This window comes from Maledivibacter halophilus, assembly GCF_900167445.1.
GTDB classification, from domain to species: Bacteria; Bacillota; Clostridia; order Peptostreptococcales; family Caminicellaceae; genus Maledivibacter; species Maledivibacter halophilus.
Genome location: NZ_FUZT01000002.1, coordinates 460828 through 480623 on the forward strand (window position 1 = coordinate 460828; position 19796 = coordinate 480623).

A 19796-nucleotide genomic window follows, 5' to 3' on the forward strand; every position below is an offset into this window, starting at 1 on the left:
TCTTAAAAGAAATGACTAAGGAATTAGAACCTTGAACTTATAATTCATAAGAGGTGTTATATTTATGAAAATGTTTAATGTACACAGTGTAAAAGAAGCAAGGAAAAAATTAACAGAATATTTCAGCGATTACAAATTGGAAACTGAGACAATGGATATAGTTAAAGCTCAAGGAAGAATATTAGCTGATGATGTTTTATCAAATGTCAATGTGCCTCATTTTAGAAGATCTACTGTAGATGGTTATGCTGTAATATCAAAGGATACCAACGGAGCAAGTGAAAGCCTGCCAGCTTTTTTAAATGTTATAGGAGAAGTTCATATGGGGATGCCAGCTAATAAAATAATATCCCATGATGAAACAGTATATGTGCCAACTGGTGGCATGATACCTGATGGAGCTGATTCTGTAGTAATGGTTGAATATACTGAAAAACTTGATGAAGATAATATCGCCATTAATAGACCAGTATATCCCAAGGAAAATATGATTGATATTGGAGATGACATTAAAGAGGGGGAAAAGGTTTTAAAGACAGGATTTAAGCTTAGACCCCAGGATATAGGAGTACTATCTTCTATTGGAATAGAAAAAGTCTTAGTTTATAAATTACCTACTATTGCTGTTATATCAACGGGAGATGAAATAGTAGATCCAAGTAAAAATGCAAAGGCCGGTCAAATAAGAGATATTAACACCTATACGCTATCGGCAATGGCAGAGGAAGCTGGCTGTATTTTAACGAAAAAAGTTGTTGTAGAGGATGAATTTCAAAGACTTTATGATATTCTTAAGGAGTGCTTAAAAAATAATGATATAGTTATTATTTCGGGAGGAAGCTCAGTTGGGACAAAGGATATTACTGGCAAAGTAATAAATTCCATTGGTGAGCCAGGAGTGTTTGTCCATGGAGTGGCAATAAAACCTGGGAAACCAACTATTCTTGCAAAGGTAAAAGACAAGGCAGTTTTTGGGCTGCCAGGACAGCCTGTATCTGCAATGATAGTTTTTAAGGTCTTTGTAGAATATTTAATTAAATATATACAAAGGCAAGATACAAAAACAGAATATTATATTGAAGCAGAGCTTACTTCCAATATACATTCAGCTCAGGGAAAGGAAACATACCAAATGGTTACCCTTGAAAAAGAAGAAAGGCAGTGGAAAGCAAGTCCTGTTTATGGAAAGTCAGGAATGATTACACTAATCTCAAAGGCAAAGGGCTTTATAAGAATAGATGCGGATAATGAAGGTATAGAAAAAGGGGAAAAAGTCAAAGTAATACCAATATAAATCCTTGGCATATGGAGGTTTTAAAATGAAAAAGACCAAGAGGAATATTTATCTTTCCAATATTGAAGTTAATGAAGCAAAAAAACTATTTTTTAATGAAATAAATAAATCGATTAAAGATAAAAAGGAAGAAACTGTAAGCGTTTATGATTCTCTAAATAGAATTTCTGCTAAACCAATATTTGCAGAAATTTCATCTCCTTATTTTAATGCTTCTGCAATGGATGGTATAGCAGTAATATCCAATAAAACATATGGTGCCGATGAAAGAAATCCCAAAAGACTTAAGATAAATGAAGAATATATCTATATTGACACAGGTGACCCTATAAAAGAACCCTTTGATGCAGTAATTATGATTGAGGATGTTGCTTTAGTAGACGATGAAACCGTTGAAATAATAAAGGCTGCTTCCCCTTGGCAGCATGTAAGGCCTATGGGTGAGGATATTGTTGCCGGTGAAATGATAATACCGGCTTATCACAAGGTAACTCCAGTTGATATTGGAGCAATGCTTTGTGGTGGTATTTTAGATATTGATGTTATTAAGAAACCCAGGGTAGGAATAATACCAACCGGTACTGAAATAATTGAACCGGAGGATAATATAGAGGTAGGAAAGATTATTGACTCAAACTCTGTAATGTTTGAAGCTATGGTGAAAACATACGGGGGAATCCCCAAAAGATATAAACCTATTCCAGATGATTATGAACTAATTAAAGAGAAAATATTACAGGCTGTCAAAGAGAATGATATTGTAGTAGTTAATGCAGGATCATCTGCCGGCAGGGAGGACTACACTTCTAAAATCATTAAGGAAATTGGAAATTTAATTGTCCATGGTGTGGCTGTAAAACCTGGAAAACCTGCAATACTTGGAAATGTAGAAGGAAAACCAATAGTTGGAATACCTGGTTATCCTGTTTCGGCATACATTGTTTTTGAGACCTTTGTTAAAGAGCTTATTTACAAATATCAGGGTATAAAACAAGAAAAGAAACAATTTATAAAGGGAACTTTATCAAAGAGGCTTATGTCTTCTCTCAAACATTTAGAATATGTGAGAATGAAGCTTGGTAAGGTTTCGGGGAAACTAGTAGCAACTCCTTTAAATAGAGGTGCTGGCGTTACAATGTCACTAGTAAAAGCCGATGGAATAACTAAAATTCCAAAGAATGTTGAAGGAATTGAAGTAGGAGAAACTATAGAGATAGAACTTTTGAAGGATATGGAAAGCATAGAAAATACTATAGTATCAATAGGAAGTCATGATTTGATAATGGATATTTTAGCCAATATGATACATGAAAGATATCATGAAATAAATCTATCTTCAGCCCATGTTGGCAGCTTAGGTGGGGTTATGGCCCTTAAAAGGGGAGAAGCACATATTTCTCCTATTCATCTTTTAGATGAAAAAACCGGTATATATAATATAGAGCATTTAAAAAAATATTTAAAAAATAAGAATATTTCCCTAATAAAGGGAGTTAAAAGACTGCAGGGATTAATGGTTAAAAAGAATAATCCTAAAAAAATCAGCAGTATTAATGATTTAGAAAGAGAAGATGTAGTTTTTGTAAATAGACAAAAGGGTTCAGGAACCAGGATATTATTAGATTTTAAACTTAAGGAATTAAATATTGATAACAGTAAAGTAAAAGGATATGATAGGGAAATGACTACCCATATGACGGTTGCATCCGCAGTGTTATCGGGAACTGCTGATGTAGGTTTAGGTATACAGTCTTCTGCTAAAGCCATGGGATTAGATTTTATACCTATAGGAGAAGAGGAATATGACTTTGCTATTATTTCGGAGTTTTTAGAGGATGAGAAGATCAAAAGATTTATAGAAATATTGAAGTCAAAAGAATTTTCTGTGATGTTAGAAAGTCTTGGAGGCTATAAAATAGAAGAACCAGGAAGAATAATTAATATATGAAGAAATTGCATAATACATGTAAAGAATTTCAAAATACAAAATGTAGTAGTGAGAGTCAGATGAGCTTCCTACATATTGTATTTTAAAATTAATAATGTTAATTATACAAGTTTCTTATATAACTATTGACCTCGAAGGGAGGTAATTGATATTCTAGATAATATTGGAAGGAAAATAAATTATCTTAGGATCTCTATAACAGATCTTTGCAATTTAAGATGTAAGTATTGCATGCCTAAGGAAGGGATATGCAAAAAATTCCATAAAGATATTTTAAGAATAGAAGAAATAGAAGAAATTGTACGTCAGAGTGTTAAAATAGGAATAAAAAAAGTAAGGATTACAGGAGGAGAACCATTAATAAGAAATGGTATTATTGAGCTGGTTAAAAGAATTTCTTCTATAGATGGAATTGAGGATTTAGCTATGACTACCAATGGAATACTACTGAAAAAATATGCACGGGATCTTAAAAGTGCTGGATTAAATAGAGTTAATATAAGTATCGACAGCCTTGACAAAGAAAAATATAGAGAAATAACTAGAGGTGGAAATATAGAAGATGTTATGGCTGGAATTAAGGCCGCCAAAGATTTTGATCTAACTCCTATAAAGCTTAATACAGTACTTATAGGTAGATTTAATGATGATGAAATTGAAGATTTTGTATATTTAACTCAAAATGAAAAAATAGATGTGAGATTTATAGAGCTAATGCCTTTAGGTGAAGCCAGCAGCTGGGCTAAAGAACATTTTATACCCAATACAACAGTATTAGATAGATTTCCTAATCTAATACCATTAAAAAGTGAAGATAAATCAAGTCCTGCTAAGCATTATAAACTTCCAGGTGGAAAGGGCAAAGTTGGACTCATTAATCCCATTAGCAGTCATTTCTGCTCATACTGTAATAGGATTAGAATTACCTCCGATGGGAAAATAAAACCCTGCTTACATTCAAATTATGAAATCAATATAAAGAATTTAATTAAGCAAAATTATGAAATTATTGATATTTTAAGATTTGCTGTTGAGGCTAAGCCAAAGGAGCATAATATAAATAATATTAACTATGAGCCTATTATTAGAAATATGTTTCAAATAGGAGGATAAAATGGAGTTTACACATTTTAATGAAAGTGGTAAAGCTAAGATGGTTGATGTAGGAAAAAAAGATGATACACAAAGGGTTGCTGTTGCCAAGGGTAGAATAAAGATGAATAGTAAAACCTTAAAAATGATAACCCAGGGACAAATGAAAAAAGGAGATGTACTATCTGTTAGTCAAATCGCTGGAATAATGGGTGCAAAAAAAACCAGTGATATAATTCCTATGTGTCATAATATATTTATTACTGGGGCAGATATAAAATTTGAAATTGATGAAGAGAATTCTGCTATACAAATTGAATCGGAAATTAAAACTACTGGAAAAACTGGAGTAGAAATGGAAGCCTTAAGTGCAGTATCAATTACTGCTTTAACGATTTATGATATGTGTAAGGCTGTTGATAAAGATATGATTATTGAGGATATTAAGCTTATTAAAAAAAGTGGCGGAAAATCCGGTGAATATATAAGAAAAGGGGAGTTTTAAATGGCAAAGGTAGTTGCAATAAGCATTAGTAAAACAAAAGGTGTGCCTAAAGAAAATATTGAGGAAGGAAATTTTATTGAAGATTTTGGACTTGAAGGGGATGCCCATGCTGGTAAGTGGCATAGACAGGTTAGTCTCCTTGGAGTTGAGAGTATTAATAAGATGAAGGATATAGGAATAAAAGGACTATGTAGTGGTAAATTTGCCGAGAACATTACTACAGAGGGAATAAATCTTTATGAGTTGCCAGTTGGAAGTAAATTGGAGATTGGTGAGACCATCCAAGAAGTTACTCAGATAGGAAAGGAATGTCATTCAGGATGTGCTATTTTTCAACAGATCGGACAATGTATTATGCCAAAGGAAGGAATCTTTACAAAGGTTATAAAGGGTGGGAAAATAAAGTCTGGAGATGAAATAAAGATTATTTAATTACTCTTAAGGGGGCAGATAGTATGGAAATGTTATCACAAATAAAAGATAAAGACTATATTATACGTTCCCATGAAAGATGTAAAAATATTGGGATCAAAAAAGATATGGTATATAGCAAGAAGATTATTTCAGGAAGTGAATTACAAAAAAAATTAGAACTAAGAAGAGAACTGAGTATTACTGCTGAACCATTTATAAACCAGCTATATAATTTTGTTAAAGGCTCTAATTTTTTTTCAATGCTAACAGATGAAGAAGGATGTATTTTAAGTGTAATAGGAGATGAAGATATTTTATCTGAAGCATTTTCCTTTAAAATGGTTCCCGGAGCCTATATGAATGAAGAAAATATAGGAACAAATGCCATGGGGACTTCTATAGCAGAGAAAAGAGCAGTACAGATTTCCGGAAAAGAACATTTTATAAAGGCTTATCATAGGTGGACTTGCTCTGGGGCACCTATAAGAGACCCTGAAGGCAAAATTATTGGGTCTTTGGATCTGACTGGGTATAGTGAAAATGTACATTCCCATACCTTAGGAATGGTGGTAGCTGCGGTGAATGCAATAGAAAAAATGCTTTGCATAAAGAAATGCAATGAAGAACTTAAAATGTCCAAAATTTATACGGAAACCATTATAGATTCTATTCCAGCAGGAATTTTGACTGTAGATTTAGATGGAAATATTAAATCAATAAATAATTATATTATGAAAATGTTTGGATTTAGCAGAGTTGAGATGAAAAGAATGAAGATTTGGAATTTATTTGATGGCTGGGAAAGGGTTAAGGAAGCACTATATACAAAAAATTTATTTCTGGATGAGGATGTTTTTATCAATTCCAGAAGGAACAAATTACAATTTAATCTTAGTGCCTATCCATTATATGATAATAAGCAAAGCCTACGAAATATTATACTGACTTTTAAAGAGGTTAAAAAGGTTAGAAAACTAGCCAATAGAATAATGGGAAGGCGAGCAATATACACCTTTGATAAAATAATCGGGGAAAATAAGGAGTTTCTGGAAACCATAGAATACGCAAAAAAGATAGCTGACAGCAAATCTACTATATTGATTATGGGAGAGAGTGGAACAGGAAAAGAGATATTTGCCCAGTCAATTCATAATCATAGTGGCCGAAGGGAAGAGCCATTTATTGCCCTTAATTGTGGAGCAATACCTAAAAATCTTATTGAATCAGAATTGTTTGGATATGAAGAAGGGGCTTTTACCGGTGCTAAAAGTGGAGGACATCCCGGAAAATTTGAAATTGCCGATGGTGGAACAATATTTTTAGATGAAATAGGAGAAATGCCCTTGGATATGCAAACCAGATTACTTAGGGTAATTGAAGAGTCTACAGTAAATAGAATAGGAAGCGCCGATGAAATATTAGTAGATGTTAGAATAATAGCAGCAACTAATAAGGATTTGACCGATGAAGTTGCAAAGGGCAATTTTAGGAAGGATTTATACTATAGACTTAATGTGCTGCCCTTAAGGCTTTCACCATTAAGACAGCGTAAAGAAGATATACCGTTATTAATAGAGTATTTTATGAATAGAATTTCTAAAAGATTAAATAAGAAAAAAGTAGATATTTCAAAAGAGCATATGAAGAAGCTTATGCAGTATGAATGGAGAGGGAATGTAAGGGAACTGGAGAATTTTATAGAATTAATTATTAATACAGAATACATTCCAATTGGAAGAAATAGAAAAGAAATTGAGGTAGATATAAAAAATAATATAAATAAAACAGATGATGAATGTTATAAATTGGAACATGTTGAAAAAGAACATATAAAAAGAATATTGAATATATGTGAAGGGAATATTACATTAGCAGCAAAAAAACTGGGTATTGGTAGAAACACCTTATATAGAAAATTAAGAAAGTATAATATTGATAGTTCCATATTTGAACAGTGTAACGAAACAGAACAGCAATATGATAGAAAAATCGCGCCATAATAGAACATATTCCTCCGTAAGCTTGGGTTTTTATCGTAAAAAGCCAAGTTTTTTTGTTGGCATTAATATTGCGTGTATTATATATAGACAACAAATTGACTACAAAAAGGAGGAATTTTATGTACGGTTATAATGGTAAAATATTAAGAATTAATTTAAAGGAAAGAACTATAAATGTAGAAAAATTAGATCTAGAAATGGCAAAGAAATTCTTAGGTGGAAGAGGCTTAGGTACTAAGATGCTAATAGATGAGATAGATCCCAAAATTGATGCTCTTAGTTCTGAAAATAAATTTATGGTAGTTACAGGGCCTTTAACTGGAACTGATACACCAACTGGTGGAAGGTATATGGTTGTAACAAAATCTCCATTATCTGGAACCGTTGCTTCCTCAAACTCAGGGGGTTTTTGGGGAGCTGAGTTAAAATTTGCAGGATATGATGCAATTATAGTTGAGGAAAAGTCTGATATCCCTGTTTACATCAATATAGAAGATGATAAAGTGGAAATAAAGGATGCTGCTAATCTCTGGGGAAAAATTGTATCAGAGACAACTGACATATTGGAAAAAGAGTATGGAGATAAAGTTAAGGTTCTTACTATTGGTCCTGCTGGAGAAAAACTTTCAAAACTTGCTGCTGTAATGAATGATAAAGATAGAGCAGCTGGACGTTCAGGTGTTGGTGCAGTAATGGGATCAAAGAATCTAAAGGCAATAACTGTTAAAGGAAGTAATAGGAAGATCGAAGTTAGTGATCCAGACAAATTAAAGAAAGTTTTTTCAAGGTCTTTAAAGAAAATAAGGGAAAATGGTGTAACTGGAGAGGGACTTCCAACCTATGGAACTGCAATATTAGTAAATATTATTAATGAAAATGGAGCCCATCCAATAAACAATTTTCAAGAAGCATACTTTGATAAGGCTGAAGAAATTAGCGGAGAAACATTGGCAGAAAAATATTTAATTAAAAAGGAAGGCTGCTTTAGATGTCCAATAGCATGTGGTAGATATTGCAAAGTAGATGACATAGAAGGGGGAGGACCTGAATATGAAACTATTTGGTCTTTTGGATCCGATTGTGGAATATCGGATTTGGGAGAAATCATAAAGGCCAATTACTGGTGTAATGAAATGGGGCTTGATACAATTTCAGCAGGTGCAACCTTAGCCACAGCTATGGAGCTTCATGAAAAAGGATATATAAAAGATGATGAAATAGATGGAACGCCATTGAAATTTGGTAATTCAGAAGCTGTTGTAGAATGGACTAAAAAAATGGCATTGCGTGAAGGCTTTGGCGATAAGCTTGCAGAAGGCTCCTATAGATTAGCTGAGATGTATGGTGCGGCCGAATTATCTATGTCTGTAAAAAAGCTGGAAATACCTGCATACGACCCTAGAGGAATTCAAGGACAGGGACTGCAATATGCAACTTCAAATAGAGGGGGATGTCATGTAAGAGGTTATCTGATATCACCAGAGATACTAGGCTTACCTGAGAAATTAGATAGATTTTCTCTAGAGGGTAAGGCAACATGGGCAAAAGTATTTCAGGATTTAACTGCCTCCATAGATTCCCTTGGATTATGTTTATTTACATCCTTTGCTTTAGGTGCTGAAGATTATGCTGACCTTTGTAATGCTGTTTGTGGAACAAATCATACTGCTGAAACTATTTTTAAAGCAGGAGACAGAATATGGAATCTAGAAAAAATATTTAATTTAAAGGCAGGTATAGATAGTACAGAGGATAAACTTCCAAAGAGATTGCTAAATGATCCTATACCAGAAGGTCCTTCAAAGGGATGGGTTCATAAGCTGGATGAGTTATTACCTAAATATTATGAGGAAAGAGGATGGAATGCTAAGGGTATTCCTACCGAAACAAAATTAGCAGATTTAGGTTTAGTAGATGAAGCTTTTGATGAAGCAGCAGTTACAAAATAATGATTAGATAGAGGAATTAATTAAAGGAATGGTGATAAATATAAGGGCTTCAAATTGAAGCCCTTATACTATTTTTAACTTAAGAGAATTTTGTGTATAATATGGGTAAATCTAATGCATTTTAGGAGGTGATAAAATGAGTATAGAGGTTAGACTTTTTGCTACTCTAAGAAAAGGCAGGGGAAAAAAGGTTTTTTTTGACTTCGAATGTGGAATTAATTGTAATAAAATAATTAAAAAAATGAATATTAAAAAAGATGACGTGGCAATATTATTGATCAATGGAAGAGATGGAGAATTTGATAGAGAATTAGAGGATGAAGATGTAGTTTCAATATTTCCACCGGTAGGAGGGGGATAAATGAAAAGATATAGTAGAAATATGAAGATGCTTAGTAAAGATGAAAATGAAAGACTTGGTGATTTTAGAATTTCTGTTATTGGATGTGGAGGATTAGGTGGCTATATAATTGAGATGTTAGGAAGATTGGGAATTGGAAATATAACTGCCGTAGATGGTGATGTGTTTGATGAAACTAATTTGAATAGACAGCTTCTTAGTAATAGTGATACATTAGGACAGTATAAAGCTTTGATAGCAGAAAAGAGAATGAAGCTCGTAAATCCTTTGATAAAATTTACTTCTGTAACTGAAAAAATTACAGAAGTAAATGCTGAAAAGATTTTATCGGGTCATGATTTAGTTATTGATGCCATAGATAAAATTGAAACGAGGTTTTTACTTCAAAGTACAGCCTCAAAATTAAATATTCCTATGATTCATGGTGCAATTGCAGGATGGTATGGACAAGTGGCAACAATATTTCCCGGGGATAACACACTAGAAAAAATATATCCTACAAGAGATGCAAAGGGTTTAGAAAGTGAATTAGGGAATCCATCCTTTACTCCAGCCCTAGTTGCTTCTATAGAAGTTGCGGAGGCTTTAAAGGTTTTACTTAATAGAGGAGATTTACTTCGAAATAAATTGTTATATATTGATTTACTTGAGCATGATTATATGGTAATGGAATTATAGGGAAATTAGAGGAATAGATCAAGATAAATATTAATAAATATAGGGTAGGAGGTGTACATATGAAACCTATAAAGTACAGACCTTTTACTCTTTTTCTTTGTTTTGCCTTAATAATATTTATTCTCTTTGCTCCTCATTTTCTTATAAGGCCTAAAATAGATGAATTAATTGATAAGGTTTTTGAAAAGGAAATTCAGTGGAAGGGTATTATTACAGTTCGAGATTATCCTAGGTTAGATGTTTCGACGGGATATAAATATTCTTGGATTACTAATAAAATAAAAGAATTTGAAAGAAATAATCCCGGTGTTTTTATAGAATTTAAACCCTTAGACCCGGAGCTTGGACATATAGAAATAGAAGAGTCAATAAATACAAATTCTTACCCAGATATAGCACCTATAGGAGCAAATACAGAAATAATATCCAAGGGGGTATTAGAACCTCTAGATAAGTATTTGACAGAAGAAGAGATAGATAAGTATAAAGAAAATGCAATTGCTGCTGTTAAAAAAGATAATAAAATATGGGGTATTCCTTATATGATGGAAACCTATTGTCTTTTTTTAAATTTAGATATATTCAATGAGAGAGGTGTTGATCCTCCAAGGGAGGGGATATGGACATATGAAGAATTTCTAGAAAAACTAAAACAATTGACATATGATAAAAATGGAGATGGCAAAGTGGATATTTCAGGATTTAACTCATATATAGGACCTAATTCATATAGTACTTGGGGGATACTACTAAGTGATGGAGGAGAAATAATAGATCAAAAAGGGAAGACCTATAGGTTTTATGGGGAAGAAGCTGTATCGGGACTAAAAAAGTTAGTGGATTTAAAGCTGCTGCATAAAGTAACTCCAGAAAGTTTTGGAAATAATAGTTCTATGAAAGCTTGGAGGAGTTTTGCAGTAGATAAAGAAATAGCAGTATATCCAGCAAAAACTTCTAATATGAGTATCTTAAAAGTATTGAGCAACAGGGGGAAAGGATTTAATTTTGGTGTTGCTAATTATCCAATTGGAAAGGCAGGATTGCCCGTATTACCTGGAAATACTGTAACAGCTTATGGTATATTTAAGCAGGAAGATAAAAAGAAGCTTGAAATGTGTTTAAAGTTTTTAAGGCATTTGGTGGATGATGAAAGTGGGGAAAGCTTATACAATCAAGGTGTTTTTCCTGCGAAAAAAAATGTGGGAAAAATCTATAGGGAAGATAAGATTATGGGAAGATTGGAAAAAGAAATAGATTATTCGGGAACAATAGGTCATGATTTAAAATGGAAGTTGATAGACGATATTTTACAAAATCAAATAAAAATTGCTCTTAAAGGCGAAAAAACACCAGAAGAGGCGATTAAAGCTGCAAAAGAAAATATAGAGGGAAAGCTAATTAGGTAGATTAGACGCTAATTAACAAACCCCTTGTTTTTATAAAATCAAAAAGGTATACTTATCTTGACTAAAGAATCCATATATGTGTTGGGAGATGAATCAATGGATATAAATAAGATATACGAGGGTATTAAAAGTAGAATTAACCCTGAAAATATATTAAGAAATGAAAGTATGAAAAACCACACCTCATTTAAAATTGGTGGTCCTGTAGATATAATGATATTGCCTAAAACAATAGAAGATATAGCTTTTTCAGTGAATTATTGTAGAGACAACAATATAAAATATTTGATAATAGGTAATGGCAGCAACCTATTAGTAAGTGATAAAGGTATTAGAGGTGTTGTAATAAAGATTGCTGATAATTTTAGCGATGTGATAATACAAGACACCCAAGTAAAATCCCAAGCGGGTGTTTTACTTTCACGATTGGCAAAATTGATTATGAATAAAAGCTTAGAAGGTTTTGAATTTGCAAGTGGAATACCTGGTACTTTAGGTGGTGCTGTGGCTATGAATGCAGGAGCATATGGGGGAGAAATGAAGGATATAGTTACTGGAGCATCTATTCTAGACAATAATGGGAAAGTAATATATCTAAGTAGAGAAGAGTTAAAATTAGGATATAGAAAAAGTATTATTCAAGAAAAAAATTATACAGTATTAGAAGTAGATATGGAATTAAAACCAGGTGATTTTGAAAAGATAAAGAGTATAATAGATGATTTAACTAAAAGGAGAACTACAAAGCAGCCCCTTCATCTACCCAGTGCTGGAAGTACATTTAAAAGACCTAAAGGATATTATGCAGGAAAGCTGATTGAGGATTCAGGATTAAAAGGAGTTAGAATAGGAGATGCTCAGGTATCCGACATGCATTGTGGTTTTGTAGTTAATATTGGAAATGCTACTTTTGAGGAAGTATATGATCTTATTAAACTTGTACAAAAGGTAGTTATGGATAAATTTGGTGTCAAATTAGAAACAGAGGTAAAAATAATAGGAGAAAAGTAGTGGTGATTAAATGAAGATATTTGCCGATTATCATACCCATTCAATATATAGTGGTGATGCTAAAGGAACAATTAAGGAAAATGTTGATGCTGCAAAGAAAAAGGGTCTTAGAGAACTTGCCATTACAGATCATGGACCTAAGCATTTATTTTATGGAGTAAAAAAGAATGACATAAAAAAAATAAGAAAAGAGATAAATGAAATAAACAGATTAAATACAGACATAGAAGTGAAATTTGGTTTAGAAGCAAATATAATTGGGATAGATGGTAAGCTCGATGTAGATGGAGAAATAAAGAAGGAACTGGATATTTTATTGGCAGGATTCCATTTTGGAAGCATACCAGATAAACTTATAGAAGGTACAAAGGTTCAAATTTATAATTTGTTGAGTCCACTATTGCCATCTATTGAAAGAAAATCAAGGGTAATAAATACCAAATCAGTGGTAGAAGCCATATATAAAAATGATATAGATATTTTAACACATCCTGGAGCAAAGGCATCCATTGATACAAAAGAATTGGCGAAGGCAGCTGTTGAAAATGATACTGCATTAGAAATAAATAGTAGCCATGGATACATGACAGTAGAATATATTAAAATTGCCATGAAAGAAGGGGCAAAGTTTGTTATAAGTAGCGATGCCCATAAACCTGAAGATATAGGGAGGGTTGAAAAGGGGATAAATCGTGCAATACAAGCAGGACTAAGTGTAGATAGAATTATAAATGCAGAAGAATAGAGTTTAAAGTCTATTCCTTAGAACTTTACAAAAGATGAGGTGGGGCTATGAAATTTGTAATAATTACTGGATTATCTGGAGCAGGGAAAAGTCAGGCAATGAAGTGTATGGAAGATTTAGGTTTTTATTGTGTAGATAATTTACCCCCTATACTAATTGCTAAATTTGCAGAACTATGTTTTAGTAAAAGAGGAGAAATACAAAAAATAGCCTTGGTAATTGATATAAGGGGAGGCAAATTTTTTGATGACTTATTTGAAAGTCTTGATGAGTTAACGGATAAGGGATATAAGTATGAGATATTATTTTTAGATGCCTCAGATCAAACTTTAATAAAAAGATTTAAAGAGACAAGAAGGGTCCATCCATTAAGCAGTGAGGGAAGAATTATTGATGGTATCAATGCTGAACGAGAAAGATTGGAATATCTAAAGCAAAGAGCCAATAAAATAATAGATACTTCTAATATGACACCTGCTCAGCTAAAAGAAGAGATAAAAGAAGTATATATTGAAGGGTCAAACAATAATATAATGATTTCTATTTTATCCTTTGGATTTAAGAAGGGTATTCCATTAGATGCTGATTTAGTTTTTGATGTAAGGTTTTTACCAAATCCACATTACATACCAGAGCTTAAAGAGTTTACTGGTAATGATAAATGTGTCAGTGAATATGTTATGAAATGGCCTGAGAGCATAGAGTTTGTTAAAAAGCTTAATGATCTCATTGATTTTTTGATACCATATTATGAAAGAGAAGGTAAATTTCAACTTGTAATAGCTATTGGATGTACAGGAGGGAAGCATAGATCTGTAACAATAGCAAATATTTTATATAATTATTTAAAGGACAAAGGCCAAAGGGTAAAAATCAATCATAGGGATGAATCAATGTCATAAAAAGGAGTAAGGGGGATGAATATTTTTTTCTGGCTTAAACCAGGTATTAAAATAAAAAGATGGATTATTTTAGTTTTATTTGGAATTACATTAATAACCATAGGTATAAAAGAATTATTTGATAATAATATTAAAATTATTTTAGGGGATGAATATATAATACCGTCTATTATGGCTGGTATTATTTTAGTAATAATATCAGCTTATAAGGGTGGAAAAAGATTAGCTACAATATTAGTTAATGCATATTCAAATCCAGTTTTTAGTGGATGGAAAAATGCTAATAATTTATATGATAACAGTGTTTTGGATAAAGGATTAAAGGTAGTTGTTATAGGAGGCGGAACGGGATTATCTGTGCTTTTGAGGGGGCTTAAAAGGTTTACTTCCAATATTACAGCAATTGTTACAGTTGCTGACGATGGTGGAGGATCGGGTAAGCTTAGAGAAGATCTGGGGATGCTTCCACCAGGAGATATTAGAAACTGTATCTTGGCTTTGGCTGATACTGAGCCTCTTATGGAAAAACTTCTTCAATATAGATTTGAGGAGGGGACCTACAAAAACCAAAGCTTTGGAAATCTTCTAATAGCTGCAATGGCAGGTATATCAGATAGTTTTGAAGATGCTATAAAAAGGATAAATGATATATTTGCTGTGGCTGGAAAGGTTGTTCCTGTAACAACTCAAGATATTACTCTCTATGCAAAGTTAGCCAATGGTAAAATAATAAAGGGAGAATCACAAATTCCTATAAAAAGTAAGGAATTAGATAGTCCTATTGAAAATGTATTTCTCAAGCCTAAAAAAATTAAGCCAGTATCTGAAGCCAAAGAAGCTTTGATAGATGCAGATGTTATCATACTTGGCCCAGGAAGCTTATATACAAGTATTTTACCTAATCTTATAGTAGAGGATATAACTAAAATGATAGAAAAATCCTCTGCTGTAAAAGTCTATGTATCTAATGTTATGACGCAGCCGGGAGAAACAGACGGATACTCTGTTGCAGATCATGTAAAGGCTATTATAGATCATACGGGGGAAGACATAATTGAATATGTTTATGCAAATAATAAAGATATTCCAGAAGAAATATCTGTTAAGTATAAAGAGGAAGGTGCTAAACCGGTAAAAATAAAAGAAGAAAATAAAGACTTTTTTAAAAATCATTGCATAAAACTAATTCAAGATAATTATATTGAAGTAAAAAAGGGTTATCTTAGGCATGATGCCCTAAAGTTATCTGAAGCCATATTAGAAATGGTTATAAATAAAAGATATAATAAAGATAAAATAAGATTTTTTGAATTGAATTCTATAATGAAGAAAGTGAAAAATAATAAAATTTAGAAGATTCAGCTACTTTAGTTGGATCTTTTTTTTATATAAATATATTTAATAAACTTTTGATACAATTTTATTGAAATTATTGACATGCTATGTTAACTTTATTGTGGTATACTATTAATAAATTGTTCCAAATGATAGTATTTTTTAATATATTATAATATAGATATAACTTTTAAATTTGAATTATGCAAATAAAAAATGTATAAGCCTTCACTGCTTCATTTGCACATATGGATTTAAATTTAAAGTTTGATATCTATAGTCATGCTACATTTTAAAACTTAAAATAAATTTTGCTGAAATAATGAATCCTTCTACATTCTTTCAGCGAAAATTATCAGTCTTTAGAGTAGCATTACTATAAATATGAGTAATATTATGATATAAGATATGAATTTGGGCTTATAGTAGTTTTAGCATAAGGAGTGGAACAATTGAGAAAAGAAATAAGTTCAGGTGGAGTTGTATATTTTGGTAATGCCATTTTACTTCTTAAAAAATACAATGGAGATTGGGTATTACCAAAGGGGAAAATTGAAAAAAATGAAGATACTAAGGATACTTCTATAAGGGAAGTTTTTGAAGAGAGTGGAGTTAAGGCTGATGTAATAAAATATATTGGGAAGATTCAATATTCCTTTAAAAATAGCTGGAAAAATAATGAGGTTATAAATAAGACAGTGCATTGGTATTTAATGAAAGCCAGAGGTATGTCATGTAATCCTCAAAAAGAAGAAGGATTTATAGATGCTAGATTTGTTCATATAAATAGGGTTAAAGAAATGGCAAAATATGATGATGAAAAAAATATTATTGAAAAAGCCATTAAAGAGATAAAAAGACCTCACGGTGAGTGAGGTCTTAAGATTGTTAAAATGTTTTATTATCATCTATTTTAGAGATAAAGGTTGTACATGCTGTTCCATCGCTGGTTTTTGCATAACCATCGCCTATAGCATTGACTTCTAATTTATTGGCATGACAATAATGGTTATTATTATATTTACAATTTGATACAGAACATTTGACTTTCATTCTAGGGCTATTCATATTATGCCTCCTAAATGAATAATAAGATATTAAAGTAATTATTAACCTTCAAGTTCAAAACTCCCACAGTCAGTGGATTGGGGATCTGTTGCATTATTAGTGTGTTTTACTACATTAATATGGTCTAGACTACAGTAAGAATCTTTTTTAGCATGATATTTACATTCAGTTACAGTACATCCAATACTTCTGTTTATTTCCATAAGTTTCACCTCCCTTTAAAGGATTCAAAATTATTATTTGTTTATATTTATGCCTTTATTCTACAAAACTATTGTAAAGTATAGTGAGATCATGTTAAAATTTACTTTCAAAAATTACAAAAGTATTAATATTTATTAAATCTTAAAGTTGTTTATTTTAAAATTATGCAATTCACTAGATTATTAAAAAAATTGTGGTATAATAAAAAATAAACTTTCTATAAATAAAGTTGGTGATTATATGTCATTTTCATCTAAAACTAAAAATGAACTTGTAAGAAAAATGTTTGAAAAAAGATGTTGTCAATTTGCAGAAGCTTCTTCTTTGCTTAGAATGAGTGGTACTATACAATTAATAGGATTAAATAAAGTTAATATAAGAGTTACAACTGAGAACCCTGCAATTGCTAGATTGGTTTTTAAATTATTTAAAAATAATTTTGGCATAAATACAGATGTTTTGGTTAAGAAAAACAAGGTTTTAAAGAAGGGAAATACTTATGGGATAATAATAAATGATGCAACTGAAATATTGAAAAAGCTTGACATCATTAATTTTGAAAATAATAGCTTTAGTATAAACTATAAATTGCCAGAGAGGCTTTTGAAAAATGAATGTTGTAAAAGAGCTTATTTAAGAGGTGCCTTTTTAGGAGGAGGTTCAGTAAGCGATCCAGAGAAAACCTATCATCTTGAATTTGTAACTCATAATGAAGGATTTAGTAAAGAATTATCAAGATTGATTAATAGTTATGGGTTGAAGGCAAAGGTTATCCTAAGAAAAAGTAATTATGTAGTATATTTAAAAGAAGGAGACCAAATTGTTGATTTGTTAAATATAATAGGAGCACATAATGCATTATTACATTTGGAAAACATAAGAATAATTAAGCAAATGAGAAATAATGTAAATAGAATAGTTAATTGTGAAACTGCCAATTTGAGTAAAATAGTTGAGGCTTCATTAAGACAAATAAACAATATTAAATACATTGAAAGAACTGCCGGATTTAAGATATTACCTCCAAACTTGAGAGAAATTGCAGAACTGAGATTAAAATATAAGGATGCTAGTTTAAAGGAATTAGGTCAAATGTTAAATCCTACAGTAGGAAAATCAGGGGTGAATCACAGGCTAAGGAAAATTGATAAGATAGCTGATCAATTGAGAAAGAAAGGAGAATTTAGTAATGATTAAAAGAGATTTTCAAATAAAGAATGAAATGGGACTTCATGCTAGAGCTGCAGCCTTATTTGTACAAACTACAAATAAATTTGCATCAGATATTTTTCTGGAAAAGGATAATGAAAGAGTAAATGCAAAGAGTATAATGGGTATTATGGCTTTGGGAATTCCTAAAAATTCAAAGATTACTATTATGGTAAATGGTATTGATGAAGAAGAAGCAATTGAAGAATTATCAGATTTAATTAATAATAGACTAAAGGATTTATAAAGCCTTTTTATTTTAGGGAATATATTTCTTGTTTAAGATTTTATTGGGAATTTAGGACTTTGTCCCTATAAAAAAAAACTAACTAATTAGAGGTTTTTACTGATAAGTGTCGAAAGATAGTTATTGTGATTATTTTATTATAATAATACTATTTTCGTCTTATTGGGGGATTTCATCATGGGCAAAAAAACTAGTATAAATGATTTAAAAGAAGGAATGATATTAGGAGAAAACTTGTATGATTCCTTTGGTAATATACTGCTTAGTGATGGAATTGTGTTAAAGAAATCATATATTGTGAAAATTAAAGGACTTGACATATCAAAGGTTAAAATAAAAAATAGTTCATTTAAAAAATACAGATGTAAAGAAGATAAAGCCATAAAAGATCCCTATTTATTAGAAACGAGATTAGAAGCTGAGAAATTTGTAAAGGAAGCTATGGGAAATATTTATTTGAATGATGTACTTGCTAAAAAAGCTTTGAAAGTTGTTAATAAATTAATAGAGGAATTAATTGAGAATGAAGAAATTGTAATTAGTTTAGATAAATTGAGAAAAATTGATGATTATACACTGGAACATTCAGTTAATGTTTGTATATTATCATTGGTTATTGGTATCACAATGGGAATTGAATATAAGGAACTTGTTGATCTAGGTTTGGGAGCAATATTACATGATATTGGGAAAATGATGGTTCCTAAAAGTATTTTAAATAAACCTGGACCCTTAACTATTAATGAGTATAAAATAATAAAAAATCATACTACTTATGGGTATGATATTTTAAAGAATAATAAAATAATAAGTGAAAAAGCTGCACAGGTGGCGTTAAATCATCATGAGAGACTGGATGGAAATGGATACCCATTGGGGAAAAAAGAAAAACAAATCAATTTATATGCAAGAATTGTTGCAATATCAGATGTTTATGATGCTTTAACATCTGACAGAGTATATAAGAAAAAGATTGAAGTCTACAAAGCTTTAGAGTACATATGTAAAATGGTAGGTACACAGTTTGATAATGAAATAGTTAAGAAATTAATAAGATGCATAGGAATATATCCCATGGGAAGTATAGTTAAGTTAAATACAAATGAAATAGGGTTAGTCGTGGATATAAATAAGATTAGACCAACAAAGCCTATAATAAGAATAATTTTAGATGAAAAAGGTAATAGGCTCCAGAATTATATAGAAGTAGATACAAATAGAAATTTAGATATTAGAATTGCAGATGTATTTCCTAAATTTGATGGAAATTTAAAATTTCTATAGTTTTTGAAAAGTTTATAGAAATCAGTAGAAACTGCCGATGATTAAGGCAGTTTTTTTGTTTGCGAGGCATGTTGCCGAGCCGATGGTTTGAAAGAAAACCTGTCACCTAGCTAATGGGAAGACAAGCTGTAGGCAAGGGCGCTT

At 31.3% G+C, this 19796-nt stretch carries 20 protein-coding genes; 18 read left to right on the forward strand and 2 right to left on the reverse strand.

What is annotated here, in order from left to right; genetic code table 11:
* The first annotated feature begins 64 nt into the window (after positions 1-64).
* The 15 genes from B5X81_RS05980 (at position 65) to B5X81_RS06050 (ending at position 16515) form a co-directional block, all read left to right on the forward strand.
* A complete protein-coding gene (locus B5X81_RS05980; protein ID WP_079490110.1) occupies positions 65-1294 on the forward strand; it encodes a molybdopterin molybdotransferase MoeA in 1230 nt (409 codons plus the stop codon).
* A gap of 25 nt (positions 1295-1319) precedes the next feature.
* Complete coding sequence (locus tag B5X81_RS05985) at positions 1320-3242, forward strand: molybdopterin biosynthesis protein (RefSeq protein WP_079490111.1); 1923 nt, start codon at positions 1320-1322, stop codon at positions 3240-3242.
* 162 nt (positions 3243-3404) lie between these two features.
* Positions 3405-4355 carry a GTP 3',8-cyclase MoaA gene (gene moaA / locus B5X81_RS05990; protein ID WP_330397339.1) on the forward strand — a complete coding sequence of 317 codons (951 nt, stop codon included), beginning with the start codon at positions 3405-3407 and terminating at the stop codon, positions 4353-4355.
* Position 4356: 1 nt separating this feature from the next.
* Positions 4357-4839: a cyclic pyranopterin monophosphate synthase MoaC gene (gene moaC / locus B5X81_RS05995; protein WP_079490114.1), complete on the forward strand. Its 483-nt coding sequence runs from the start codon at positions 4357-4359 to the stop codon at positions 4837-4839.
* Positions 4840-5271, forward strand: a complete 432-nt coding sequence (locus B5X81_RS06000) for an MOSC domain-containing protein (protein ID WP_079490116.1) — start codon at positions 4840-4842, stop codon at positions 5269-5271.
* A 23-nt stretch (positions 5272-5294) separates the two neighbouring features.
* Positions 5295-7253, forward strand: coding sequence for a sigma-54-dependent Fis family transcriptional regulator (locus tag B5X81_RS06005; protein WP_330397337.1), 1959 nt, complete (start codon positions 5295-5297; stop codon positions 7251-7253).
* A 119-nt stretch (positions 7254-7372) separates the two neighbouring features.
* Entirely contained in the window at positions 7373-9202 is a 1830-nt protein-coding gene (locus B5X81_RS06010) for an aldehyde ferredoxin oxidoreductase family protein (RefSeq protein ID WP_079490117.1), read from the forward strand.
* Positions 9203-9338: 136 nt separating this feature from the next.
* A complete protein-coding gene (locus tag B5X81_RS06015) occupies positions 9339-9563 on the forward strand; it encodes a MoaD/ThiS family protein (protein WP_079490119.1) in 225 nt (74 codons plus the stop codon).
* On the forward strand, positions 9564-10241 hold the full coding sequence (locus B5X81_RS06020) for a HesA/MoeB/ThiF family protein (protein WP_079490120.1): 678 nt from the start codon (positions 9564-9566) through the stop codon (positions 10239-10241).
* Positions 10242-10300: 59 nt separating this feature from the next.
* A complete protein-coding gene (locus tag B5X81_RS06025) occupies positions 10301-11647 on the forward strand; it encodes an ABC transporter substrate-binding protein (RefSeq protein WP_079490122.1) in 1347 nt (448 codons plus the stop codon).
* Positions 11648-11743: 96 nt separating this feature from the next.
* Positions 11744-12658, forward strand: coding sequence for a UDP-N-acetylmuramate dehydrogenase (gene murB, locus B5X81_RS06030; RefSeq protein WP_079490123.1), 915 nt, complete (start codon positions 11744-11746; stop codon positions 12656-12658).
* A 10-nt stretch (positions 12659-12668) separates the two neighbouring features.
* Positions 12669-13403: a PHP domain-containing protein gene (locus tag B5X81_RS06035; protein WP_079490125.1), complete on the forward strand. Its 735-nt coding sequence runs from the start codon at positions 12669-12671 to the stop codon at positions 13401-13403.
* A gap of 47 nt (positions 13404-13450) precedes the next feature.
* Positions 13451-14305, forward strand: a complete 855-nt coding sequence (gene rapZ / locus B5X81_RS06040; RefSeq protein ID WP_079490126.1) for an RNase adapter RapZ — start codon at positions 13451-13453, stop codon at positions 14303-14305.
* 15 nt (positions 14306-14320) lie between these two features.
* A complete protein-coding gene (locus B5X81_RS06045; protein ID WP_079490128.1) occupies positions 14321-15658 on the forward strand; it encodes a gluconeogenesis factor YvcK family protein in 1338 nt (445 codons plus the stop codon).
* 434 nt (positions 15659-16092) lie between these two features.
* Positions 16093-16515, forward strand: coding sequence for an NUDIX hydrolase (locus B5X81_RS06050; RefSeq protein ID WP_079490129.1), 423 nt, complete (start codon positions 16093-16095; stop codon positions 16513-16515).
* 13 nt (positions 16516-16528) lie between these two features.
* Here the strand turns inward: B5X81_RS06050 and B5X81_RS06055 are convergent, their stop codons facing one another.
* Both B5X81_RS06055 and B5X81_RS06060 read right to left on the reverse strand, forming a co-directional pair.
* Positions 16529-16708 carry a DUF1540 domain-containing protein gene (locus B5X81_RS06055; protein ID WP_079490131.1) on the reverse strand — a complete coding sequence of 60 codons (180 nt, stop codon included), beginning with the start codon at positions 16706-16708 and terminating at the stop codon, positions 16529-16531.
* A gap of 41 nt (positions 16709-16749) precedes the next feature.
* The gene (locus B5X81_RS06060) at positions 16750-16911 is read right to left on the reverse strand and encodes a DUF1540 domain-containing protein (protein WP_079490132.1); all 162 of its coding nucleotides are present in this window, start codon (positions 16909-16911) and stop codon (positions 16750-16752) included.
* 241 nt (positions 16912-17152) lie between these two features.
* Here B5X81_RS06060 and whiA point away from each other — a divergent pair, with 241 nt between their 5' ends.
* The 3 genes from whiA (at position 17153) to B5X81_RS06075 (ending at position 19652) form a co-directional block, all read left to right on the forward strand.
* Positions 17153-18109, forward strand: coding sequence for a DNA-binding protein WhiA (gene whiA / locus B5X81_RS06065; protein ID WP_079490134.1), 957 nt, complete (start codon positions 17153-17155; stop codon positions 18107-18109).
* Positions 18102-18368 (forward strand): HPr family phosphocarrier protein, encoded by a 267-nt coding sequence (locus tag B5X81_RS06070; protein WP_079490135.1) that lies wholly within the window; start codon positions 18102-18104, stop codon positions 18366-18368. The genes whiA and B5X81_RS06070 overlap by 8 nt, the downstream gene beginning before the upstream one ends.
* A 177-nt stretch (positions 18369-18545) precedes the next feature.
* Complete coding sequence (locus tag B5X81_RS06075; protein WP_079490137.1) at positions 18546-19652, forward strand: HD-GYP domain-containing protein; 1107 nt, start codon at positions 18546-18548, stop codon at positions 19650-19652.
* The last annotated feature ends 144 nt before the right edge of the window (positions 19653-19796 follow it).